Below are 16,558 nucleotides of genomic sequence, written 5' to 3' on the forward strand. Positions count from 1 at the left end.
CGGGCCTTGTACCAGGTCAGGCGCTCTTGCGCTTGCGCTCCATCACGATGGTGGGTGGTGCACCCTCGTCGACGGCGGCACGGGTCACGATGACCTTCGCGACGTCTTCGGCGGAGGGGATCTCGAACATGATCGGGCCGAGCACGTCTTCGAGGATCGCGCGGAGGCCGCGCGCACCCGTCTTGCGCTCGACCGCGAGGTCGGCGATCGAACGGAGCGCCTCGTCTTCGAACTCGAGCTCCACGCCGTCGAGCTCGAACATCCGCTGGTACTGCTTCACGAGCGCGTTGCGCGGGCCGGTGAGGATGTCGATCAGCGCATCCTGGTCGAGCGGCGAGACGTTCGTGACGACCGGGAGGCGGCCGATGAACTCGGGAATGAGGCCGAACTTGTGCAGGTCCTCCGGCAGCACCTCGCTGAACAGGTCGAGATCCTTGCCCTTGTCGTGCAGCGGGGCGCCGAAGCCGATGCCGTGCTTGCCGACGCGGGCCGACACGATGTCCTCGAGACCGGCGAACGCGCCGGCGACGATGAACAGCACGTTCGAGGTGTCGATCTGCAAGAACTCCTGGTGCGGATGCTTGCGACCGCCCTGCGGAGGCACGGAGGCGACCGTGCCCTCGATGATCTTCAAGAGCGCCTGCTGCACGCCCTCACCCGACACGTCGCGCGTGATCGAGGGGTTCTCGGCCTTGCGGGCGATCTTGTCGACCTCGTCGATGTAGATGATGCCCTGCTCGGCGCGCTTGACGTCGTAGTCGGCTGCCTGGATGAGCTTGAGGAGGATGTTCTCGACGTCTTCACCGACGTAACCGGCCTCGGTGAGCGCCGTCGCGTCGGCGACGGCGAACGGCACGTTGAGGCGCTTGGCGAGGGTCTGCGCGAGGTAGGTCTTGCCGCAGCCCGTGGGACCGATCAGCAGGATGTTGCTCTTGGCGATCTCGACGCTCTCGGCCTTCTGCTCGGCAGGCTGCAGCGTGCCGTGTGCGCGGATGCGCTTGTAGTGGTTGTAGACCGCGACGGCCAGCGCACGCTTGGCGGGCTCCTGCCCGACGACGTACTCCTCGAGGAACGTGAAGATCTCACGGGGCTTGGGCAGCTCGAAGTCGGCGGTGCCCTCGGCGGAGGACTCGGCCATCCGCTCCTCGATGATCTCGTTGCACAGCTCGACGCACTCGTCGCAGATGTACACACCGGGGCCAGCGATGAGCTGCTGCACCTGCTTCTGACTCTTTCCGCAGAACGAGCACTTGAACAGGTCAGCGCTTTCACCGATACGGGCCATGCGCGTCCTCCTCGAGGGATCCAGAGATCGTCTACTGAGCCTAACCGGTGCGTCGGACACCGGGGCGCATTGGCGCGGACGCGTGCCGGACTCGCTCCCACCGGCATCCGAGGGGGATACCGGCGGGAGCGACGGCGTCAGACCATGCTCTTCGTGTGCCAGACCGTCTTGACCTCGGTGAAGGCCGCGATGCGCTCGGGCGAAGCGACGACCGCGCCCGGTGCGAGCACCCGCGTGAGCGTCTCGGCTGCGGCGATCTGCATGTCGACCCAGTCGAGGTCGCCTGCTCCCGCGAGGTCGAGAGCGTTGACGTCCTGGTGCGAGGCGAGCCACGGCGCGATCTCCGCGGGCGAGCCGGTCAGCACGTTCACGACTCCCCCGGGCACGTCGCTCGTCGCGAGCACCTCGGCGAGGCTGATGGCGGAGAGCGGATGCCGCTCGCTCGCGATCACCACGACGGTGTTGCCCGCGACCAGCGCCGGGGCCACGACCGACACGAGGCCGAGCAGCGCGGAGTCCTGCGGCGCGACGATCGCGACGACGCCGGTGGGCTCGGGCACCGAGATGTTGAAGTACGGACCCGACACGGGATTCGCGTTGCCCGCGACCTGCGCGTACTTGTCGCACCACCCTGCGTACCAGACCCACAGGTCGATGGCGTCGTCGACCTGGGTCGCGGCGGCCGAGGCCGACACGCCCTCCTGCGCCGAGATCTCGTCGATGAACTGTGCACGGCGACCCTCGAGCACCTCCGCGACGCGGTAGAGCACCTGCCCGCGGTTGTACGCGGTCGCACCCGACCAGCCCTTCACGGCGGAGCGCGCCGCGACGACGGCATCCCTGGCGTCCTTGCGCGAGCCCTTCGCGGCGTTCGCGAGGAACGCGCCCTTCGCCGACAGCACCTCGTAGGTGCGTCCGGACTCGCTGCGCGGGAAGGCGCCGCCGATCGCGAGCTTGTACGTCTTCGGAACGCTCAGTCGCTTGCTCATGCTGCGGCCCCCTTCAGGTACGCGGTGAGACCCTGACGTCCGCCCTCGCGGCCGTATCCGGACTCCTTGTAACCGCCGAAAGGGCTCGACGGATCGAAACGGTTGAACGTGTTCGCCCACACGACGCCCGCGCGCAGTCGGTCGGCGACCGCGAGGATGCGCGACCCCTTGTCCGACCAGATGCCGGCCGACAGGCCGTACGGGGTGTTGTTGGCCTTGGCGATCGCCTCGGCCGGCGTGCGGAACGTGAGCACCGACAGCACCGGGCCGAACACCTCGTCGCGGGCGATGCGGTGCGAGGCCTCGACGCCGGTGAAGATCGTCGGGGCGAACCAGAAGCCCTTCTCGGGGATCGCGCAGTCCGCGGTCCACCGCTCGGCGCCTTCGGCCTCGCCGATGTCGCTGAGCTCGCGGATGCGGGCGAGCTGGGCGGCCGAGTTGATCGCGCCGATGTCGGTGTTCTTGTCGAGCGGATCGCCGAGGCGCAGCGTCGACAGGCGGTTCTTGAGCCGGTCGATGACCTCGTCGTGGATCGACTCCTGCACGAGCAGTCGACTGCCGGCGCAGCAGACGTGACCCTGGTTGAAGAAGATGCCGTTCACGATGCCCTCGACGGCCTGGTCGATCGGCGCGTCGTCGAACACGATGTTCGCGGCCTTGCCGCCGAGCTCGAGCGTGAGCTTCTTGTTCGTGCCGGCGACGGCACGGGCGATGTCACGGCCCACACCGGTCGAACCCGTGAAGGCGACCTTGTCGACGTCGGGGTGACGCACGAGCGCCGCGCCCGTCAGCCCCGCGCCGGTGACGATGTTGACGACGCCTGCGGGCAGATCGGCCTGCTGGAGGATCTCCGCGAAGATCAGCGCCGTGAGCGGCGTGGTCTCGGCGGGCTTCAGCACGACCGTGTTGCCGGCGGCGAGGGCCGGGGCCACCTTCCACGCGAGCATGAGCAGCGGGAAGTTCCATGGAATGACCTGACCGGCCACACCGAGCGCACGCGGGTTCGCGCCGAGTCCTGCGTGGTCGAGCTTGTCGGCCCAGCCGGCGTAGTAGAAGAACCAGGACGCGACGAGAGGCACATCGACGTCGCGGCTCTCCTTGATGGGCTTGCCGTTGTCGAGGCTCTCGGCGACCGCGAGCTCGCGAGCGCGCTCCTGCACGAGACGGGCGATGCGGAAGAGGTACTTGCCGCGGTCGCGGCCGCTCATCTTCGACCACGTCTTGTCGTAGGCGCGACGCGCTGCGGCGACCGCGCGGTCGACGTCCTCGTCGCTCGCCGAGGCGATCTCGGCGATGCGGCTCTCGTCGGCGGGCGAGATCGTGACGAAGCTCGACCCGGATCCGTCGACGAACTCCCCGTCGATGAACAGGCCGTAGCTGTCCTTGAGGTTCAGGACCGCCTTCGACTCCGGTGCCGGAGCGTATTCCAGGAATGACATGTGCGGGCTCCTAGTCGATCGTGACGTAGTCGGGGCCGGAGTAGTGGCCGGTGGTGAGCTTCTGGCGCTGCAGGAGCACGTCGTTCAGCAGGCTCGAGGCGCCGAAGCGGAAGAGGTGCGGCTGCAGCCACTCCTCGCCGACGGTCTCGGCGACCGTGACGAGGTACTTGACGGCATCCTTGGATGCACGGATGCCGCCGGCGGGCTTCACGCCGATGCGCTGCCCCGTACCGCGGTACCAGTCGCGCACCGTCTCGAGCATGAGCAGCGTGGTCGGCAGCGTCGCGGCTGGCTGGACCTTGCCGGTGGACGTCTTGATGAAGTCGCCGCCGGCGAGGATGCCGAGCCAGGATGCGCGCTTGATGTTGTCGTAGGTGTTCAGCTCCCCGGTCTCCAGGATAACCTTGAGCGAGGCGTAGGTGCCGTCCTCGCGGCGGCACGCCTCCTTCACCTGGGCGATCTGGTCGAAGACGAGACCGTAGCGCCCCGCGAGGAATGCCCCGCGGTCGATCACCATGTCGATCTCGTCGGCGCCGGCAGCGACCGCCTCGGCGGTGTCGGCGAGCTTGATCGCGAGAGAGGAGCGGCCACTGGGGAAGGCCGTGGCCACCGCGGCGACCGAGATGAGCCCGTCGTCAGGGTCGCCGTGCATCGCGCCGAGCGCGTCGGTCGCATACGGGACCATGTCGCCGTACACGCACACGGCCGCGACCTTCGGGGTCGTCGGGTCGGCGGCATCCGGGTTCTTCGCCTTCGCGACGAGCGAGCGCACCTTGCCCGGCGTGTCCGCCCCCTCGAGGGTCGTGAGGTCGATCAGGCGGATGATCGTGTCGAGCGCCCAGGCCTTCGACGTCGTCTTGATCGACCGCGTGCCGAGGCCGGCTGCGCGCTGCTCCAGGCCGACGGCGTCGACGCCGGGCAGGCCGTGCAGGAAACGGCGCAGCGTGGCGTCGTCCGGCTCACCGCCGAGGACGTCCACCGCCGCCCTGCGACTGAGTTCTTGGGTCGTCATCGTTCCTCCAACAATGCTCGTGCTGTGGTCTCATCGGTCACCAGGACGCTGCACAGGCCGCTGGTCACGACCGTGCGGGCGATGTCGTGCTTGGCGTCGCCCGCGGTGACGAAGATCGCGCGCTCGGCTCCGCGCAGACGCGCGAGATCGACGCCCACGGTGCGGGAGTCGAGCTGCGGGTCGACGATGTTGCCATCGGCGTCGATGTAGCGGCCGAGCACGTCGCCGACCGCTCCGCGGCGGGCGAGCTCCTCGACGTCGGATGCCGACAGGTAGCCGTTCTCGACGTGAGCGGAGCTGGCGTCGCACGGCCCTGCCGTGAAGAGGAACGCCTGTGCGTGGGCGGCCTCTTCGAGCACGGCCGCGACGGTGCGGTCGGACTCGATGGCCTGCTTGGTCTCGACACGTTCGAGGATCGCGGGGCTGGGCAGCAACGACACCTGCCCCGATGCGCGCTGCGCGATCGTGACGGCGAGACCTGCGGCGCCACCGGACCGGCGGTTGAGGCTCACTCCCCCGTTGAGCTGCACGACCGTGACGCCGGTCGCCCATCCGTCGGGCAGAGCCTCGGCCACGGCGCGTAGCGTGCGGCCCCAGCTGACGCCGAGCGTGCGCGGCACCGGGCGCATGGCGCTCAGGTAGTCGGCCGCCGCCTGGGCGACACGTTCGAGCGTGCCGTCGTCTCCGTCCGGAGAGGGCACGACCACGGCTGCGGCTAGCCCATGACGCTCGACGAGCTCGCGCTCCAGTCCGAGGCGACGCGCGCGCGGATGGATGATCTCGATCCGGACGATGCCGCGCTCCCTGGCCTGGGTGAGCAGACGGCCCACCTTCCACCGCGACAACGCGAGGAGGGCGCCGATCTCGTCCTGCGTCTTGTCCTCGTCGTAGTACAGCTCGGCGACGCGGACCATGGTGAGTTCGTCTTCCACGGCATCCTCCTTCCTCGTCCAGAGTACGCCGTGATCACCGTTCGCGCATCCGCTTGCTCATATGAGCGGCAGATATCAAAGCGTCTGCGCATCCGCCGCACCGACGCCGCGCCCGCAGACGCGGAAGAGGACGTCGACCCGAAGGCCGACGTCCTCTTCCGTTCTGCGACGAGGGTCTCAGGCGCGCTTGCGCGAGCTGAGCACCTGATCGACGATCCCGTACTCATGAGCCTCGGAGGCCGACAGGATCTTGTCGCGGTCGATGTCGCGGTTGACCTGCTCGACCGACTTCCCGGTGTGACGAGCCATGGTCTCCTCGAGCCAGGTGCGCATACGGAGGATCTCCGCCGCCTGGATCTCGATGTCCGACGCCTGCCCGTGGCCGGCCTCACCCATCGCCGGCTGGTGCATGAGCACGCGGGCGTTCGGCAGCGCGAGACGCTTGCCGGGGTGACCGGCGGCGAGCAGCACGGATGCCGCGGACGCGGCCTGCCCGAGCACGACGGTCTGGATCTGCGGAGCGACGTACTGCATCGTGTCGTAGATCGCCGTCATGGCGGTGAACGAACCGCCGGGCGAGTTGATGTACATCGTGATGTCGCGCTCGGAGTCCTGGCTCTCCAGAACGAGGAGCTGGGCCATCACGTCGTCGGCCGACGCGTCGTCGACCTGCACGCCGAGGAAGATCACGCGGTCTTCGAACAGCTTGTTGTACGGGTCCTGACGCTTGAAGCCGTAGGCCGTGCGCTCCTCGAACTGCGGGAGCACGTAGCGGCTGGAGGGCAGGTCACCGGCGGAGCGGAAGGTGGGTGTGTACATGAAGGTTCCTCTCGCTCTCAGTTGGCGTCCGTGCCGCCGCCGCCGATGACGTCGGTGGCGGACTCGCGGATGTGGTCGACGAAGCCGTACTCGAGGGCCTCCTCGGCGGTGAACCAGCGGTCGCGGTCTCCGTCTTCGTTGATCTGCTCGACCGGCTTGCCGGTCTGCGCTGCGGTGATCTCGGCGAGACGGTTCTTCATCGACACGATCAGCTGGGCCTGAGTCTGGATGTCGCTCGAAGTACCACCGAAGCCTCCGTGCGGCTGGTGCAGCAGCACGCGAGCGTTGGGGGTGATGTAGCGCTTGCCCTTGGTGCCGGCGGTCAGCAGGAGCTGGCCCATGGACGCGGCCATACCGATGCCCACCGTGACGATGTCGTTCGGCACGAACTGCATCGTGTCGTAGATCGCCATGCCCGCGGTGATCGAGCCGCCGGGCGAGTTGATGTAGAGGTAGATGTCCTTCTCGGAGTCCTCTGCGGCGAGAAGGAGGATCTTCGCGCAGATCTCGTTGGCGTTCTCGTCGCGCACCTCCGATCCCAGCCAGATGATGCGGTCCTTCAACAGCCTGTCGAAGACGCTCGTCGCGAGGAGGGGTTCTGCAGCCATGTCAGCTCCTGATTCCGTGTTTCAGTGATTCGAATCTACCGGCGACAACGCAGCGCCCAGGCCGTGTTCGCCGTCGGCATATCAGGTGTCGAGATCGGCGATCTCGTGGGCGTACGCCGTCATCGACCGGTGGTACCGCGGCAGGTGCGGGACGAGCGCGAGGAGGGCGATCGACAGCCCTGCCGCCGGATTCCCCGCGCTCGCGAGGATCAACGCGTGCACGGTCGCGACGGCGTCCCGATACGGCCCGTCGGCCGAGATCCGCTCCTCCTGAGTGATCACCGCGAGCGCGTCGTCGTAGTCGCCGAGGTTGCGCAGGGAGCTCGCGAGCTGGATGACGCACTGCGGCCGGTGCTCCTCGTCGAGTCCGAGCGCGAGCGCCCTCCGATACAGCTCGATCGCCTCGGCGGGTCGGCCGGCCGAATCCCGCGCGCCCGCACGCTCGAACTCCGCGCGCCCGTCGTCGCTCCCCCGCTCGGCGGCCAGCGCGTCGATCCGCGCGATCGTGTCGTCGCCGACCTCGTCGCCCGCGGCATCCGCCCAGACCTCGTCGATCCGCTCATCCCAGCTCTTCATGTCGTCTCCTCAGGACGTCGTCTGTCACGAGAAAGGGGCGGATGCCGCAGCATCCGCCCCTTCACTCGCGATCGTGATCGATCACTCGGCCTTGTCGGCAGCCTTCTTGGCCGGAGCCTTCTTGGCAGCGGGCTTCTTGGCGGGCTTGTCGTCGCCGTCCGCGTCGTCGGCCTTCTTGGCGGCGGCCTTCTTCGCCGGAGCCTTCTTGGCGGGCTTCTCCTCGGCCGGAGCCTCGGTCTCGTCCGCGGCCTCGTCGTCGGTCACGACGAAGTCCGACAGGTCGACGGCCTTGCCGTTGCTGTCGACGACCTTGACCTTGCCGAGGGCGATCGCGAGCGCCTTGTTACGTGCGACCTCGCCGACGAGCGCCGGAAGCTGGTTCGACGACTGCAGCGCCTCGACGAACTCCTGCGGAGCCATGCCGTACTGCGCGGCGGACTGGATGAGGTACTGCGAGAGCTCCTCCTGCGACACCTGCACGTCGGCCTGCTCGGCGATCGTGTCGAGCAGCACCTGCGTGCGGAACTGCTTCTCGCTCGCCTCGGTGACCTCGGCGCGGTGCACGTCGTCCTCCAGGCGGCCCTCGCCCTCGAGGTGGTTGTGCACCTCGTCCTCGATGAGCTGCGGCGGCACGGGGATCTCGATCTTCTCGAGCAGCGTCTCGACGAGCTTGTCGCGAGCGGCAGAGCCCTGCGTGAAGACGCCCTGCTGCGCGACGCGCTCGGCGAGGCTCTCACGGAGCTCGGCGATCGTGTCGAACTCGCTCGCGATCTGCGCGAAGTCGTCATCGGCCTCGGGGAGCTCGCGCTCCTTGACGGCCTTGACCGTGACCGAGACCTCGGCCTCGGAACCGGCGTGGTCGCCGCCCACGAGCGACGAGCGGAACGTGGTGTCCTCGCCCGCCGTGAGCGACTCGATCGCGTCGTCGATGCCCTCGAGCAGCTCGCCGGAGCCGACCTCGTACGACACGCCCTCTGCGCGGTCGATCTCGGCGCCGTCGATCGTGGCGACGAGGTCGAGCTCGACGAAGTCGCCCTTCGCCGCGGGGCGGTCGACGGGGATCAGCGTGCCGAAGCGGGCGCGCATGTTGTCGAGCTCGGCGTCGAGCGCCGCGTCGTCCGCCTCGACGGCGTCGACGGTCAGCGTGATGCCCTCGTAGTCGGGCAGCTCGATGTCGGGACGCACGTCGACCTCGACGTCCACGAGCAGATCACCCGAGAAGTCCTTCTCGTTCGGCCACTGCGTGATGTCGGCCGACGGACGACCGACGACACGGAGCTTGTGCTCGGTCGTGGCCTCGCGGAAGAACTTGTCGAGCCCCTCGTTGACGGCGTGCTCGATGACCGCGCCGCGGCCGATGCGCTGATCGATGATCGGCGCCGGGACCTTGCCCTTGCGGAAGCCGGGGATCTGGACGTCCTGCGCGATGTGCTCGTACGCGTGCGCGATGCTGGGCTTGAGGTCGTCCGGGGTGACCGTGATGGTGAGCTTGACCCGGGTCGGGGTCAGCTTCTCGACGGTGCTGTTCGCCATGCTGGTGTGTTCTCCTTGTGGTTTCCGCGCTGAATCGCGGCTGTCAGGCTTGTCGAGCCGTGTCGGGGCGACAGGAGTTGAACCTGCGACCTCCCGCTCCCAAAGCGGGCGCTCTACCAAACTGAGCTACGCCCCGGGGAATCCGCGCGCAGATTCAGCCCCAGAGAGTCTAACGGACGGGAGCACCCTCGTCAGTCCGCTATGATCGAACAGTCGGTGCGGGCCCACGACGGGCCCCGCTCCGGGGGTGTAGCTCAATGGTAGAGTCTCAGTCTTCCAAACTGATTGCGCGGGTTCGATTCCCGTCACCCCCTCCACGTCACGAAGGCCCCCGCAGATCCTGTGGGGGCCTTCGAGGTTTCTTGCGGTCGATGGACGTTCTTCTGGCAGAGTCGTCATGAGCAGGTTCTCATCGGAGGTCCCCCGCATGTCCGTGCCCGCAGACATCACCGCACCGCCGCACGGCGGTCATGCGCTCCCCGCGCACATCGCCGGCGCGTCCGCCGCGCGCACCCCCGCTCCTCGCCCCCGCCGGCGTCCCCGGCGCGGGGTCGTGATCGGCGTGGCCGGGGCCGTGCTGCTCGCGGGAGCGATCGGCGCCACCCAGGTGGCGGCGAACCTCGGCTACGACGAGGCGGCGTCCGGATTCGACGACGCGTACGAATCGACGCAGACCTCCTTCGCCGCGCTCGACCAGGCGACCACGCAACTCGCAGAGACCACCGACGTCGCGAATCAGCTCACCGCAGGAGACGCGGGCACGCTCACCGATCCCGCCGCGAAGGAGACGCTGACCGCAGCCGTGGCCGCGGCCGGCGAGACGCAGTCCGCGGCGCACGGCCTCCTCGCCGCCGACCTTCCGGATGCCGGAGCGAAGCCGACCTTCTTCTGGGAGCTCTTCGGCGCGACCGAGCAGCTGCACACCCACGCCCAGGAGCTCGACGGGCTCTCGGATGACGCGGACGCCGAGTCACCGTCCGTGGCCGACGCGGACTCGGCGATCGACGATGCCGGCATCGCTTACCTCGGCTCGGCGGCGACCGCCGCGTCCTCCTTCGAGGCGGCGCATCTGTCGGCACGCAACGACGATGTGATCGCCCTGCGCGACGCGGCGAGCACGCTCTCGCTCGCCAGGACGCTCGACGCCTCGAGCGTCGATTCGTTCCTCGCGCTCCAGGACGCCGCCAACCAGGTCGTCGCCTCCGAGCAGGCCGAGCTCGCCGAGAAGGCCGGCCCCCTCATGGACGCGCGCCTCGAGGTCGAGGCGTTCGCCCGTTCCCTCGCCCCGGGCGTGCTGCTGGAGTTCGACTGGAACCCGACGGTGAACGGTGCGGGCGACAACGGCAGCATGGGCGGTCTGACGACCTGGTGGTGGGACGAGCCCGACCGCGCGGTGATCGAGCTGTCGAATTCGGTGGCGGAGCAGTGGCCGGCCGAACGCAGCAGGGCCCTCGTCGCCCACGAGGTCGGTCACGCGATCAGCGTCAAGTGCGAGGACATGTACGACTCGTCGACCCAGGACAGCATCGAGAAGTGGGCGACCGCATGGGCCATCAGCATGGGCTTCACGGATGACGCGAACGGCGTGTGGGCGTACGGATATCCGCCGCAGTCTTACATCGATGCCGCGTACGGATGCCGGTGAGCCGCGCCTCTCGTGTCGCCTGCACGACGACAGCAGAAGAGGCCGTCGCGATCTGATCGCGGCGGCCTCCTGCGTGGTCGGTGGGGAGCTACTGCCCCCGGCGCTCGCGCAGCTGCGTGAGCGCGTCCTCGAGGAGCTGGACGGCCTCCTCGTCGGTGCGACGCTCCTTCACGTAGGCGAGGTGCGTCTTGTAGGGCTCGGTCTTCGCGAGTGCGGGCGGGTTCGCCTTGTCACGCCCGGCAGGGAGTCCGCTCTGGGGGTGATCGATCGTCTCCGGGATCTCCTCTTCGGGGAGACCGGCGGCGAAGTAGCGGACCGTCTCGTTGCCGAGGCCGTCCCAGTACGACACGGCGATGCGGTCGGCGTGATAGCCGTGGTCCTGCTCGCCCATGGGGCCGGAACCGACACGGGTTCCGCGGATCGCGTTGCCACCGGTAGCCATCAGATCACCTCGAACTTCGTGATGAGGCCGAGCGCGACGATCGCCACGAACCACGCCAGTGCGAGGATCACCGTGAAGCGGTTGAGGTTGCGCTCTGCGAGGCCGGACGATCCGACCGCCGTCGACATGCCGCCGCCGAACATGTCGGACAGACCGCCGCCGCGCCCCTTGTGGAGCAGGATGAGGAGGGTCAGCAGGACGCTGGTGATGCCCAGCACGACCTGCAGGACGAACTCGAGAATTTCCACGAGGAAGAGCCTTTCGCTGGGGCAGGACTGCCCCGGTAACGGTCAAGTATACGGTGCGGCGGGGCCGGAGCCCCGCCGCACGCGCTCATACTCCGACGTGCTTCTCGAAGCGGATGATCGCCGCGAACTCGTCGACGACGAGGCTCGCGCCTCCGACGAGGGCACCGTCGACGTCGGGCTCGCGCATGAAGCTCGCGATGTTCGCGGCCTTCACGGAACCTCCGTACAGGATGCGGGTGCGCGCCGCAGCCTCGTCGCCGAGCTTCGCCGCGATGACGGCACGAAGAGCCGAGCACACTTCCTGTGCCTGGTCCGGCGACGCGACCTGACCGGTTCCGATCGCCCAGACCGGCTCGTAGGCCACCACGATGTCATCCGAGGCGGAGACCGCGCCGAGCGCGGTCTCGAGCTGAGCGACCGAGACCGCGGTGGGCCCGGATTCCTCGCGCTGAGCCAGGGTCTCGCCCACGCAGATCACCGGTACGAGGCCGTGCTTCAGCGCCGCCTTCGTCTTCGCCGCCACGACCTCGTCGCTCTCCGCGTGGTACTCGCGGCGCTCCGAGTGACCGATGATGACGTACTTCGCGTCGAGCTTCGCGAGGAACGCTCCGGAGACCTCACCGGTGTAGGCGCCCGAGTCGTGGGCCGAGAGGTCCTGCGCGCCGAGGGCGAACGGGATCTTGTCGGCGTCGATCAGCGTCTGCACGCTGCGGATGTCGGTGAAGGGCGGGAACACCGCGACCTCGACCGAGCCGTCCTCGTGCTTGGCGTCCTTCAGGGTCCAGTGCAGCTTCTGCACGAACGCGACCGCCTGCAGGTGGTCGAGGTTCATCTTCCAGTTTCCCGCGATCAGCGGGGTACGAGCGGCTACGCCCATCCGAGCACCTCCAGGCCGGGTAGTTTCTTTCCCTCGAGGAACTCGAGGCTGGCGCCGCCACCGGTCGAGATGTGACCGAAGCGGTCGTCGGCGAATCCGAGCTGACGAACGGCCGCCGCGGAGTCACCGCCTCCGACGACGCTGAGGCCGTCGACCTCGGTGAGCGCCTGTGCGACCGTCTTGGTCCCGCTCGCGAAGGCCGGGAACTCGAACACGCCCATCGGGCCGTTCCAGAACACCGTCTTCGAGCCGCGGATGACCTCGGCGAACCGCGCAGCGGTCTCAGGTCCGATGTCGAGTCCGATGCCCGAGGAACCGAACGCGGTCTGCTCGATCGCGTCGGCGGCGGCGACCTCGTGCTCGGCGTCGGCCGAGAACGACGATGCCACCACGACGTCGGTCGGGAGCACGAGCTCCACGCCGCGCTCCTGGGCCTCGGCGATGTAGTCGCGGACGGTGTCGAGCTGGTCCTCCTCGAGGAGGCTCGATGCGACCGCGTGACCCTGCGCCTTGAGGAACGTGAACAGCATCCCTCCGCCGACGAGGATGCGGTCGACGCGCGGGAGCAGATGCGAGATCACACCGAGCTTGTCGCTGACCTTCGACCCGCCGAGCACCACGGCGTACGGGCGCTCGGGGTTCTCGGTCAGGCGGTCGAGCACGTCGAGCTCCGCTGCGATGAGCAGACCGGCGGCCGACGGGATCAGTTCGGCGAGGTCGTAGACGCTCGCCTGCTTGCGGTGCACGACACCGAACCCGTCCGAGACGAGGACATCGCCGAGCTCTGCGAGCTGGGCCGCGAAGGCAGCGCGCTCGGCGTCGTCCTTCGAGGTCTCCCCCGGGTTGAACCGCAGGTTCTCGATGACGACGACGCCGCCGTCCTCGAGTGCGTCGACAGCCTCGTGAGCGGACTCGCCCACGGTGTCACGGGCGAACGCGACGGGCTTGCCGAGCAGCTCCGACAGGCGCTGGGCGACCGGGGCGAGGCTGTACTGCGGGTCGGGCGCCCCGTCGGGACGTCCGAGGTGCGAGCAGACCACGACGCGGGCTCCCGCGTTGATCAGGGCGTTCAAGGTCGGCAACGAGGCGCGGACACGGCCATCGTCCGTGATGATCCCATCCCGCAGGGGGACGTTGAGATCACAACGGACGATGACGCGCGTGCCCTCGAGCGAACCCAGCGAATCCAGGGTGCGCAGAGTCATGAGGAGTGTCTCAGAGACGCTCGGCCACGTACTCGGTCAGGTCGACGAGACGGTTGGAGTAGCCCCACTCGTTGTCGTACCAGCTGGAGACCTTGACCAGGTTGCCGCTCACGTTGGTGAGGGTGGAGTCGAAGATCGACGAGTGCGGGTTGTGCACGATGTCGCTCGAGACGATCTGGTCGGCGTTGTACTGGAGGTAGCCGGCGAGACGACCGTCGGCCGCTGCCTTCTTGTAGGCCTCGTTGACCTCCTCGACCGTGAGGTTCTCACGGTCAGTGACGAGCGTGAGGTCGACGATCGAGCCGGTGGGAACCGGGACGCGGTACGACGAGCCGCTGAGCTTGCCGTTGAGCTCCGGGAGGACCTCGCCGATCGCCTTCGCGGCACCCGTGGAGGCCGGCGTGATGTTGATCGCGGCGGCGCGTGCACGGCGCAGGTCGCTGTGCGGGCCGTCCTGCAGGTTCTGGTCGGCCGTGTAGGCGTGCGCGGTCATCATGAAGCCGCGGTCGATGCCGAACTCGTCGTTGAAGACCTTGGCGAGCGGCGCGAGGCAGTTCGTGGTGCACGAGGCGTTCGAGATGATGTGGTGCGCTGCCGGGTCGTAGGTGTCCTCGTTCACGCCCATGACGAAGGTCGCGTCGACGCCCGTGCCCGGTGCCGAGATCAGGACCTTCTTCGCGCCGGCGTCGATGTGCTTCTTGGCCGCCTCCGCCTTGGTGAAGAAGCCGGTGGACTCGATCACGATGTCGACACCGAGCTCGCCCCAGGGGAGGTTCGCGGGGTCGCGCTCGGCGAACGCCTTGATCTCCTTGCCGTTGACGGTGATGCTGTCGTCGTCGTAGCTGATCTCAGCGTCGAGGACGCCGCCGACCGAGTCGTACTTCAGCAGGTGCGCAAGGGTCTTGTTGTCGGTGAGGTCGTTGACCGCGACGATCTCGAGGTCAGCGCCCTGCGCGAGAGCCGCGCGGAAGTAGTTGCGTCCGATGCGGCCGAAGCCGTTGATACCGATCTTGACAGACACTCAGGTCTCCCTGTTTCTCGTGCGCTGTGCGCAGCAATCGTGCATGCGCTGTGCGCGGGGGTTTTTGGCTGAGATGGCGTCCCGACGAGACCAGGCCCGTCGGGACGCGACCCGGTTACGACAGTACCAGCAGGCCGTTCGTCTGCTGACGGGCGACCTCGAAGCGCTGGGCGACGTTCTCCCAGTCGGCGATGTTCCACGCGGCCTTGACGTAGTCGGCCTTCACGTTGAGGTAGTCGAGGTAGAAGGCGTGCTCCCACATGTCGAGCTGGAACAGCGGGACGGTGCCCTGCGCGGTGTTGGACTGCTGGTCGAACAGCTGCTGGATGATGAGGCGCTGCCCGATCGAATCCCAGCTCAGCACCGACCAGCCCGACCCCTGGATGCCGAGGGCGTTGGCGGTGAAGTGCGCCTGGAACTTCTCGAAGGAGCCGAAGAACTCGTCGATGGCGGCCTTGAGCTCGCCCTCGGGCTGCCCGCCGCCGGTCGGCGAGAGGTTGGTCCAGAAGATCGAGTGGTTGACGTGACCGCCGAGGTTGAAGGCGAGGTCCTTCTCGAGCTTGTTGACGTTCGCCAGGTTGCCGCTCTCACGGGCCTCGGCGAGCTGCTCCAGCGCCGTGTTCGCGCCGGCGACGTAGGTCGCGTGGTGCTTGTCATGGTGCAGCTCCATGATCTTGCCACTGATGTGCGGCTCGAGGGCTGCGAAGTCGTAGGGAAGGTCGGGGAGCGTGTAGGTCGCCATGTCTCTGGTCATCCAATCCGCGCCGCGCCGCGGCGCTTGTCGGTCCTCCGCGACGCCGAAGTGCGGTGCGGAGCGGACGTAACTCATCCTAGTGACGACAACACGTCGTCGTCCCTGATCCTTCCGCCGTATGACGAAGAGAGGCGGCCCCTTGACAGGGACCGCCTCTCCTCGTAGAAGCTGCGGGGCAGCGGGGGGTCAGACGTCGAGCCCGGCGGGGACGGCCGACTCGGTGCCGGGGATGCCGTCCTGCTGGGCGCGCTTGTCGGCCATGGCGAGGAGTCGGCGGATGCGGCCGGCGACGGCATCCTTCGTCATGGGCGGGTCGGCGTGGTGGCCGAGCTCGTCGAGACTCGCGTCACGGTGTGCCAGGCGGAGCTCTCCCGCCACCTTGAGGTGATCGGGCACGTCGTCCGCGAGGATCTCGAGCGCGCGCTCCACGCGTGCACAGGCGGCGACGGCGGCCTGTGCCGAGCGACGCAGGTTCGCGTCGTCGAAGTTGACGAGCCGGTTCACGCCCGCGCGCACCTCGCGGCGCTGACGCATCTCCTCCCAGGCGACGGCGGTCTTCTGCGCGCCCATCTCGGCGAGGATCGTGCGGATGGCCTCGCCCTCGCGCACGACCACGCGGGGCATGCCGCGGACCTCGCGCGCCTTGGCGGCGACACCCAGGCGGTGCGCGGCGCCGACGAGGGCCATCGCGGCCTCCGACGAGGGGCAGGCGATCTCGAGCATCGCCGACCGACCGGGCTCGCTGAGCGTGCCGGCGGCGAGGAAGGCGCCGCGCCACAGGCCGGCGACCTCGGCGCGAGAGCCGGTGGTGAGTCGATTCGGCAGGCCGCGCACGGGGCGGCGGCGCTGGTCGAGCAGACCCGTCTGACGGGCGAGCGTCTCCCCCGCCGCGATCACGCGCACGGCCCAACGGGCTCCGTCGTTGGCGGTGCTCGACTGCACCTGGGCGATCTCGGGGCGGACCCCGTAGATCTCGGCGAGGTCGCGGGCGACGCGCTGCGCGAGCACCTCGGCATCCACCTCCGCCTCGACGGCGACGCGGCCGGCGATGGAGTGCAGCCCGCCGGCGAATCGCAGGATCGAGGTGACCTCCGCGACGCGCACCGTCGGGGGTGCGTTGCGGATGCTGACGAGCTCAGCCTTGACGTCGGTGGTTAGTGCCACGGGACTCCT

17 protein-coding genes and 2 tRNA genes are annotated in these 16,558 nt (G+C 68.5%); 2 read left to right on the forward strand and 17 right to left on the reverse strand.

The window, feature by feature from the left end; all coding sequences use genetic code 11:
* Positions 1-16 precede the first annotated feature (16 nt).
* The 10 genes from clpX to ACIPYT_RS16220 all read right to left on the reverse strand — a co-directional run bounded on the left by clpX (position 17) and on the right by ACIPYT_RS16220 (position 9,329).
* Positions 17-1,285 carry an ATP-dependent Clp protease ATP-binding subunit ClpX gene (gene clpX, locus ACIPYT_RS16175; RefSeq protein ID WP_050723803.1) on the reverse strand — a complete coding sequence of 423 codons (1,269 nt, stop codon included), beginning with the start codon at positions 1,283-1,285 and terminating at the stop codon, positions 17-19.
* Between the two features lie 137 nt (positions 1,286-1,422).
* The gene (locus ACIPYT_RS16180) at positions 1,423-2,274 is read right to left on the reverse strand and encodes an aldehyde dehydrogenase family protein (protein ID WP_401076572.1); all 852 of its coding nucleotides are present in this window, start codon (positions 2,272-2,274) and stop codon (positions 1,423-1,425) included.
* Positions 2,271-3,713 (reverse strand): aldehyde dehydrogenase family protein, encoded by a 1,443-nt coding sequence (locus ACIPYT_RS16185; protein WP_401076574.1) that lies wholly within the window; start codon positions 3,711-3,713, stop codon positions 2,271-2,273. The genes ACIPYT_RS16180 and ACIPYT_RS16185 overlap by 4 nt, the downstream gene beginning before the upstream one ends.
* A 10-nt stretch (positions 3,714-3,723) precedes the next feature.
* Complete coding sequence (deoC, locus tag ACIPYT_RS16190; RefSeq protein ID WP_401076576.1) at positions 3,724-4,725, reverse strand: deoxyribose-phosphate aldolase; 1,002 nt, start codon at positions 4,723-4,725, stop codon at positions 3,724-3,726.
* On the reverse strand, positions 4,722-5,657 hold the full coding sequence (locus tag ACIPYT_RS16195) for a sugar-binding transcriptional regulator (RefSeq protein ID WP_401076579.1): 936 nt from the start codon (positions 5,655-5,657) through the stop codon (positions 4,722-4,724). The genes deoC and ACIPYT_RS16195 overlap by 4 nt, the downstream gene beginning before the upstream one ends.
* Before the next feature lie 177 nt (positions 5,658-5,834).
* Entirely contained in the window at positions 5,835-6,476 is a 642-nt protein-coding gene (locus tag ACIPYT_RS16200) for an ATP-dependent Clp protease proteolytic subunit (protein WP_050723798.1), read from the reverse strand.
* Positions 6,477-6,493: 17 nt separating this feature from the next.
* Positions 6,494-7,084 (reverse strand): ATP-dependent Clp protease proteolytic subunit, encoded by a 591-nt coding sequence (locus tag ACIPYT_RS16205; RefSeq protein WP_050723797.1) that lies wholly within the window; start codon positions 7,082-7,084, stop codon positions 6,494-6,496.
* Between the two features lie 81 nt (positions 7,085-7,165).
* Positions 7,166-7,660 carry a tetratricopeptide repeat protein gene (locus ACIPYT_RS16210; protein WP_401076581.1) on the reverse strand — a complete coding sequence of 165 codons (495 nt, stop codon included), beginning with the start codon at positions 7,658-7,660 and terminating at the stop codon, positions 7,166-7,168.
* 81 nt (positions 7,661-7,741) lie between these two features.
* Entirely contained in the window at positions 7,742-9,193 is a 1,452-nt protein-coding gene (gene tig / locus ACIPYT_RS16215) for a trigger factor (protein ID WP_401076584.1), read from the reverse strand.
* Between the two features lie 62 nt (positions 9,194-9,255).
* Positions 9,256-9,329, reverse strand: a tRNA-Pro gene (locus ACIPYT_RS16220).
* Between the two features lie 107 nt (positions 9,330-9,436).
* Here ACIPYT_RS16220 and ACIPYT_RS16225 point away from each other — a divergent pair.
* Positions 9,437-9,510, forward strand: a tRNA-Gly gene (locus ACIPYT_RS16225).
* Between the two features lie 110 nt (positions 9,511-9,620).
* On the forward strand, positions 9,621-10,838 hold the full coding sequence (locus ACIPYT_RS16230; protein ID WP_401076587.1) for a hypothetical protein: 1,218 nt from the start codon (positions 9,621-9,623) through the stop codon (positions 10,836-10,838).
* 88 nt (positions 10,839-10,926) lie between these two features.
* Here ACIPYT_RS16230 and ACIPYT_RS16235 read toward each other — a convergent pair whose 3' ends face one another.
* The 7 genes from ACIPYT_RS16235 to whiA all read right to left on the reverse strand — a co-directional run bounded on the left by ACIPYT_RS16235 (position 10,927) and on the right by whiA (position 16,549).
* Positions 10,927-11,280 (reverse strand): RNA polymerase-binding protein RbpA, encoded by a 354-nt coding sequence (locus tag ACIPYT_RS16235; protein ID WP_050723793.1) that lies wholly within the window; start codon positions 11,278-11,280, stop codon positions 10,927-10,929.
* Positions 11,280-11,528 (reverse strand): preprotein translocase subunit SecG, encoded by a 249-nt coding sequence (gene secG, locus ACIPYT_RS16240; protein WP_050723792.1) that lies wholly within the window; start codon positions 11,526-11,528, stop codon positions 11,280-11,282. The genes ACIPYT_RS16235 and secG overlap by 1 nt, the downstream gene beginning before the upstream one ends.
* Before the next feature lie 85 nt (positions 11,529-11,613).
* Complete coding sequence (tpiA, locus tag ACIPYT_RS16245; RefSeq protein WP_401076590.1) at positions 11,614-12,405, reverse strand: triose-phosphate isomerase; 792 nt, start codon at positions 12,403-12,405, stop codon at positions 11,614-11,616.
* The gene (locus ACIPYT_RS16250) at positions 12,396-13,610 is read right to left on the reverse strand and encodes a phosphoglycerate kinase (RefSeq protein WP_401076593.1); all 1,215 of its coding nucleotides are present in this window, start codon (positions 13,608-13,610) and stop codon (positions 12,396-12,398) included. The genes tpiA and ACIPYT_RS16250 overlap by 10 nt, the downstream gene beginning before the upstream one ends.
* A gap of 10 nt (positions 13,611-13,620) precedes the next feature.
* Positions 13,621-14,631 (reverse strand): type I glyceraldehyde-3-phosphate dehydrogenase, encoded by a 1,011-nt coding sequence (gene gap / locus ACIPYT_RS16255; RefSeq protein ID WP_401076595.1) that lies wholly within the window; start codon positions 14,629-14,631, stop codon positions 13,621-13,623.
* Between the two features lie 115 nt (positions 14,632-14,746).
* The gene (locus tag ACIPYT_RS16260; RefSeq protein ID WP_401076977.1) at positions 14,747-15,373 is read right to left on the reverse strand and encodes a superoxide dismutase; all 627 of its coding nucleotides are present in this window, start codon (positions 15,371-15,373) and stop codon (positions 14,747-14,749) included.
* A 198-nt stretch (positions 15,374-15,571) separates the two neighbouring features.
* Positions 15,572-16,549 carry a DNA-binding protein WhiA gene (gene whiA / locus ACIPYT_RS16265; RefSeq protein ID WP_401076597.1) on the reverse strand — a complete coding sequence of 326 codons (978 nt, stop codon included), beginning with the start codon at positions 16,547-16,549 and terminating at the stop codon, positions 15,572-15,574.
* Positions 16,550-16,558: the final 9 nt, after the last annotated feature.

Source organism: Microbacterium sp. NPDC089695, from assembly GCF_044749085.1.
GTDB lineage: Bacteria > Actinomycetota > Actinomycetes > Actinomycetales > Microbacteriaceae > Microbacterium.

What these genes read in the sequence shown, in the direction of transcription:
- clpX (WP_050723803.1), bottom strand. Translation starts at nt 1,285, where the DNA reads ATGGCCCGTATCGGTGAAAGCGCTGACCTGTTCAAGTGCTCGTTCTGC.
- ACIPYT_RS16250 (WP_401076593.1), bottom strand. Translation starts at nt 13,610, where the DNA reads ATGACTCTGCGCACCCTGGATTCGCTGGGTTCGCTCGAGGGCACGCGC.
- ACIPYT_RS16200 (WP_050723798.1), bottom strand. Translation starts at nt 6,476, where the DNA reads ATGTACACACCCACCTTCCGCTCCGCCGGTGACCTGCCCTCCAGCCGC.
- deoC (WP_401076576.1), bottom strand. Translation starts at nt 4,725, where the DNA reads ATGACGACCCAAGAACTCAGTCGCAGGGCGGCGGTGGACGTCCTCGGC.
- tig (WP_401076584.1), bottom strand. Translation starts at nt 9,193, where the DNA reads ATGGCGAACAGCACCGTCGAGAAGCTGACCCCGACCCGGGTCAAGCTC.
- ACIPYT_RS16205 (WP_050723797.1), bottom strand. Translation starts at nt 7,084, where the DNA reads ATGGCTGCAGAACCCCTCCTCGCGACGAGCGTCTTCGACAGGCTGTTG.
- ACIPYT_RS16180 (WP_401076572.1), bottom strand. Translation starts at nt 2,274, where the DNA reads ATGAGCAAGCGACTGAGCGTTCCGAAGACGTACAAGCTCGCGATCGGC.
- tpiA (WP_401076590.1), bottom strand. Translation starts at nt 12,405, where the DNA reads ATGGGCGTAGCCGCTCGTACCCCGCTGATCGCGGGAAACTGGAAGATG.
- ACIPYT_RS16235 (WP_050723793.1), bottom strand. Translation starts at nt 11,280, where the DNA reads ATGGCTACCGGTGGCAACGCGATCCGCGGAACCCGTGTCGGTTCCGGC.
- ACIPYT_RS16230 (WP_401076587.1), top strand. Translation starts at nt 9,621, where the DNA reads ATGTCCGTGCCCGCAGACATCACCGCACCGCCGCACGGCGGTCATGCG.
- ACIPYT_RS16260 (WP_401076977.1), bottom strand. Translation starts at nt 15,373, where the DNA reads ATGGCGACCTACACGCTCCCCGACCTTCCCTACGACTTCGCAGCCCTC.
- ACIPYT_RS16185 (WP_401076574.1), bottom strand. Translation starts at nt 3,713, where the DNA reads ATGTCATTCCTGGAATACGCTCCGGCACCGGAGTCGAAGGCGGTCCTG.
- ACIPYT_RS16210 (WP_401076581.1), bottom strand. Translation starts at nt 7,660, where the DNA reads ATGAAGAGCTGGGATGAGCGGATCGACGAGGTCTGGGCGGATGCCGCG.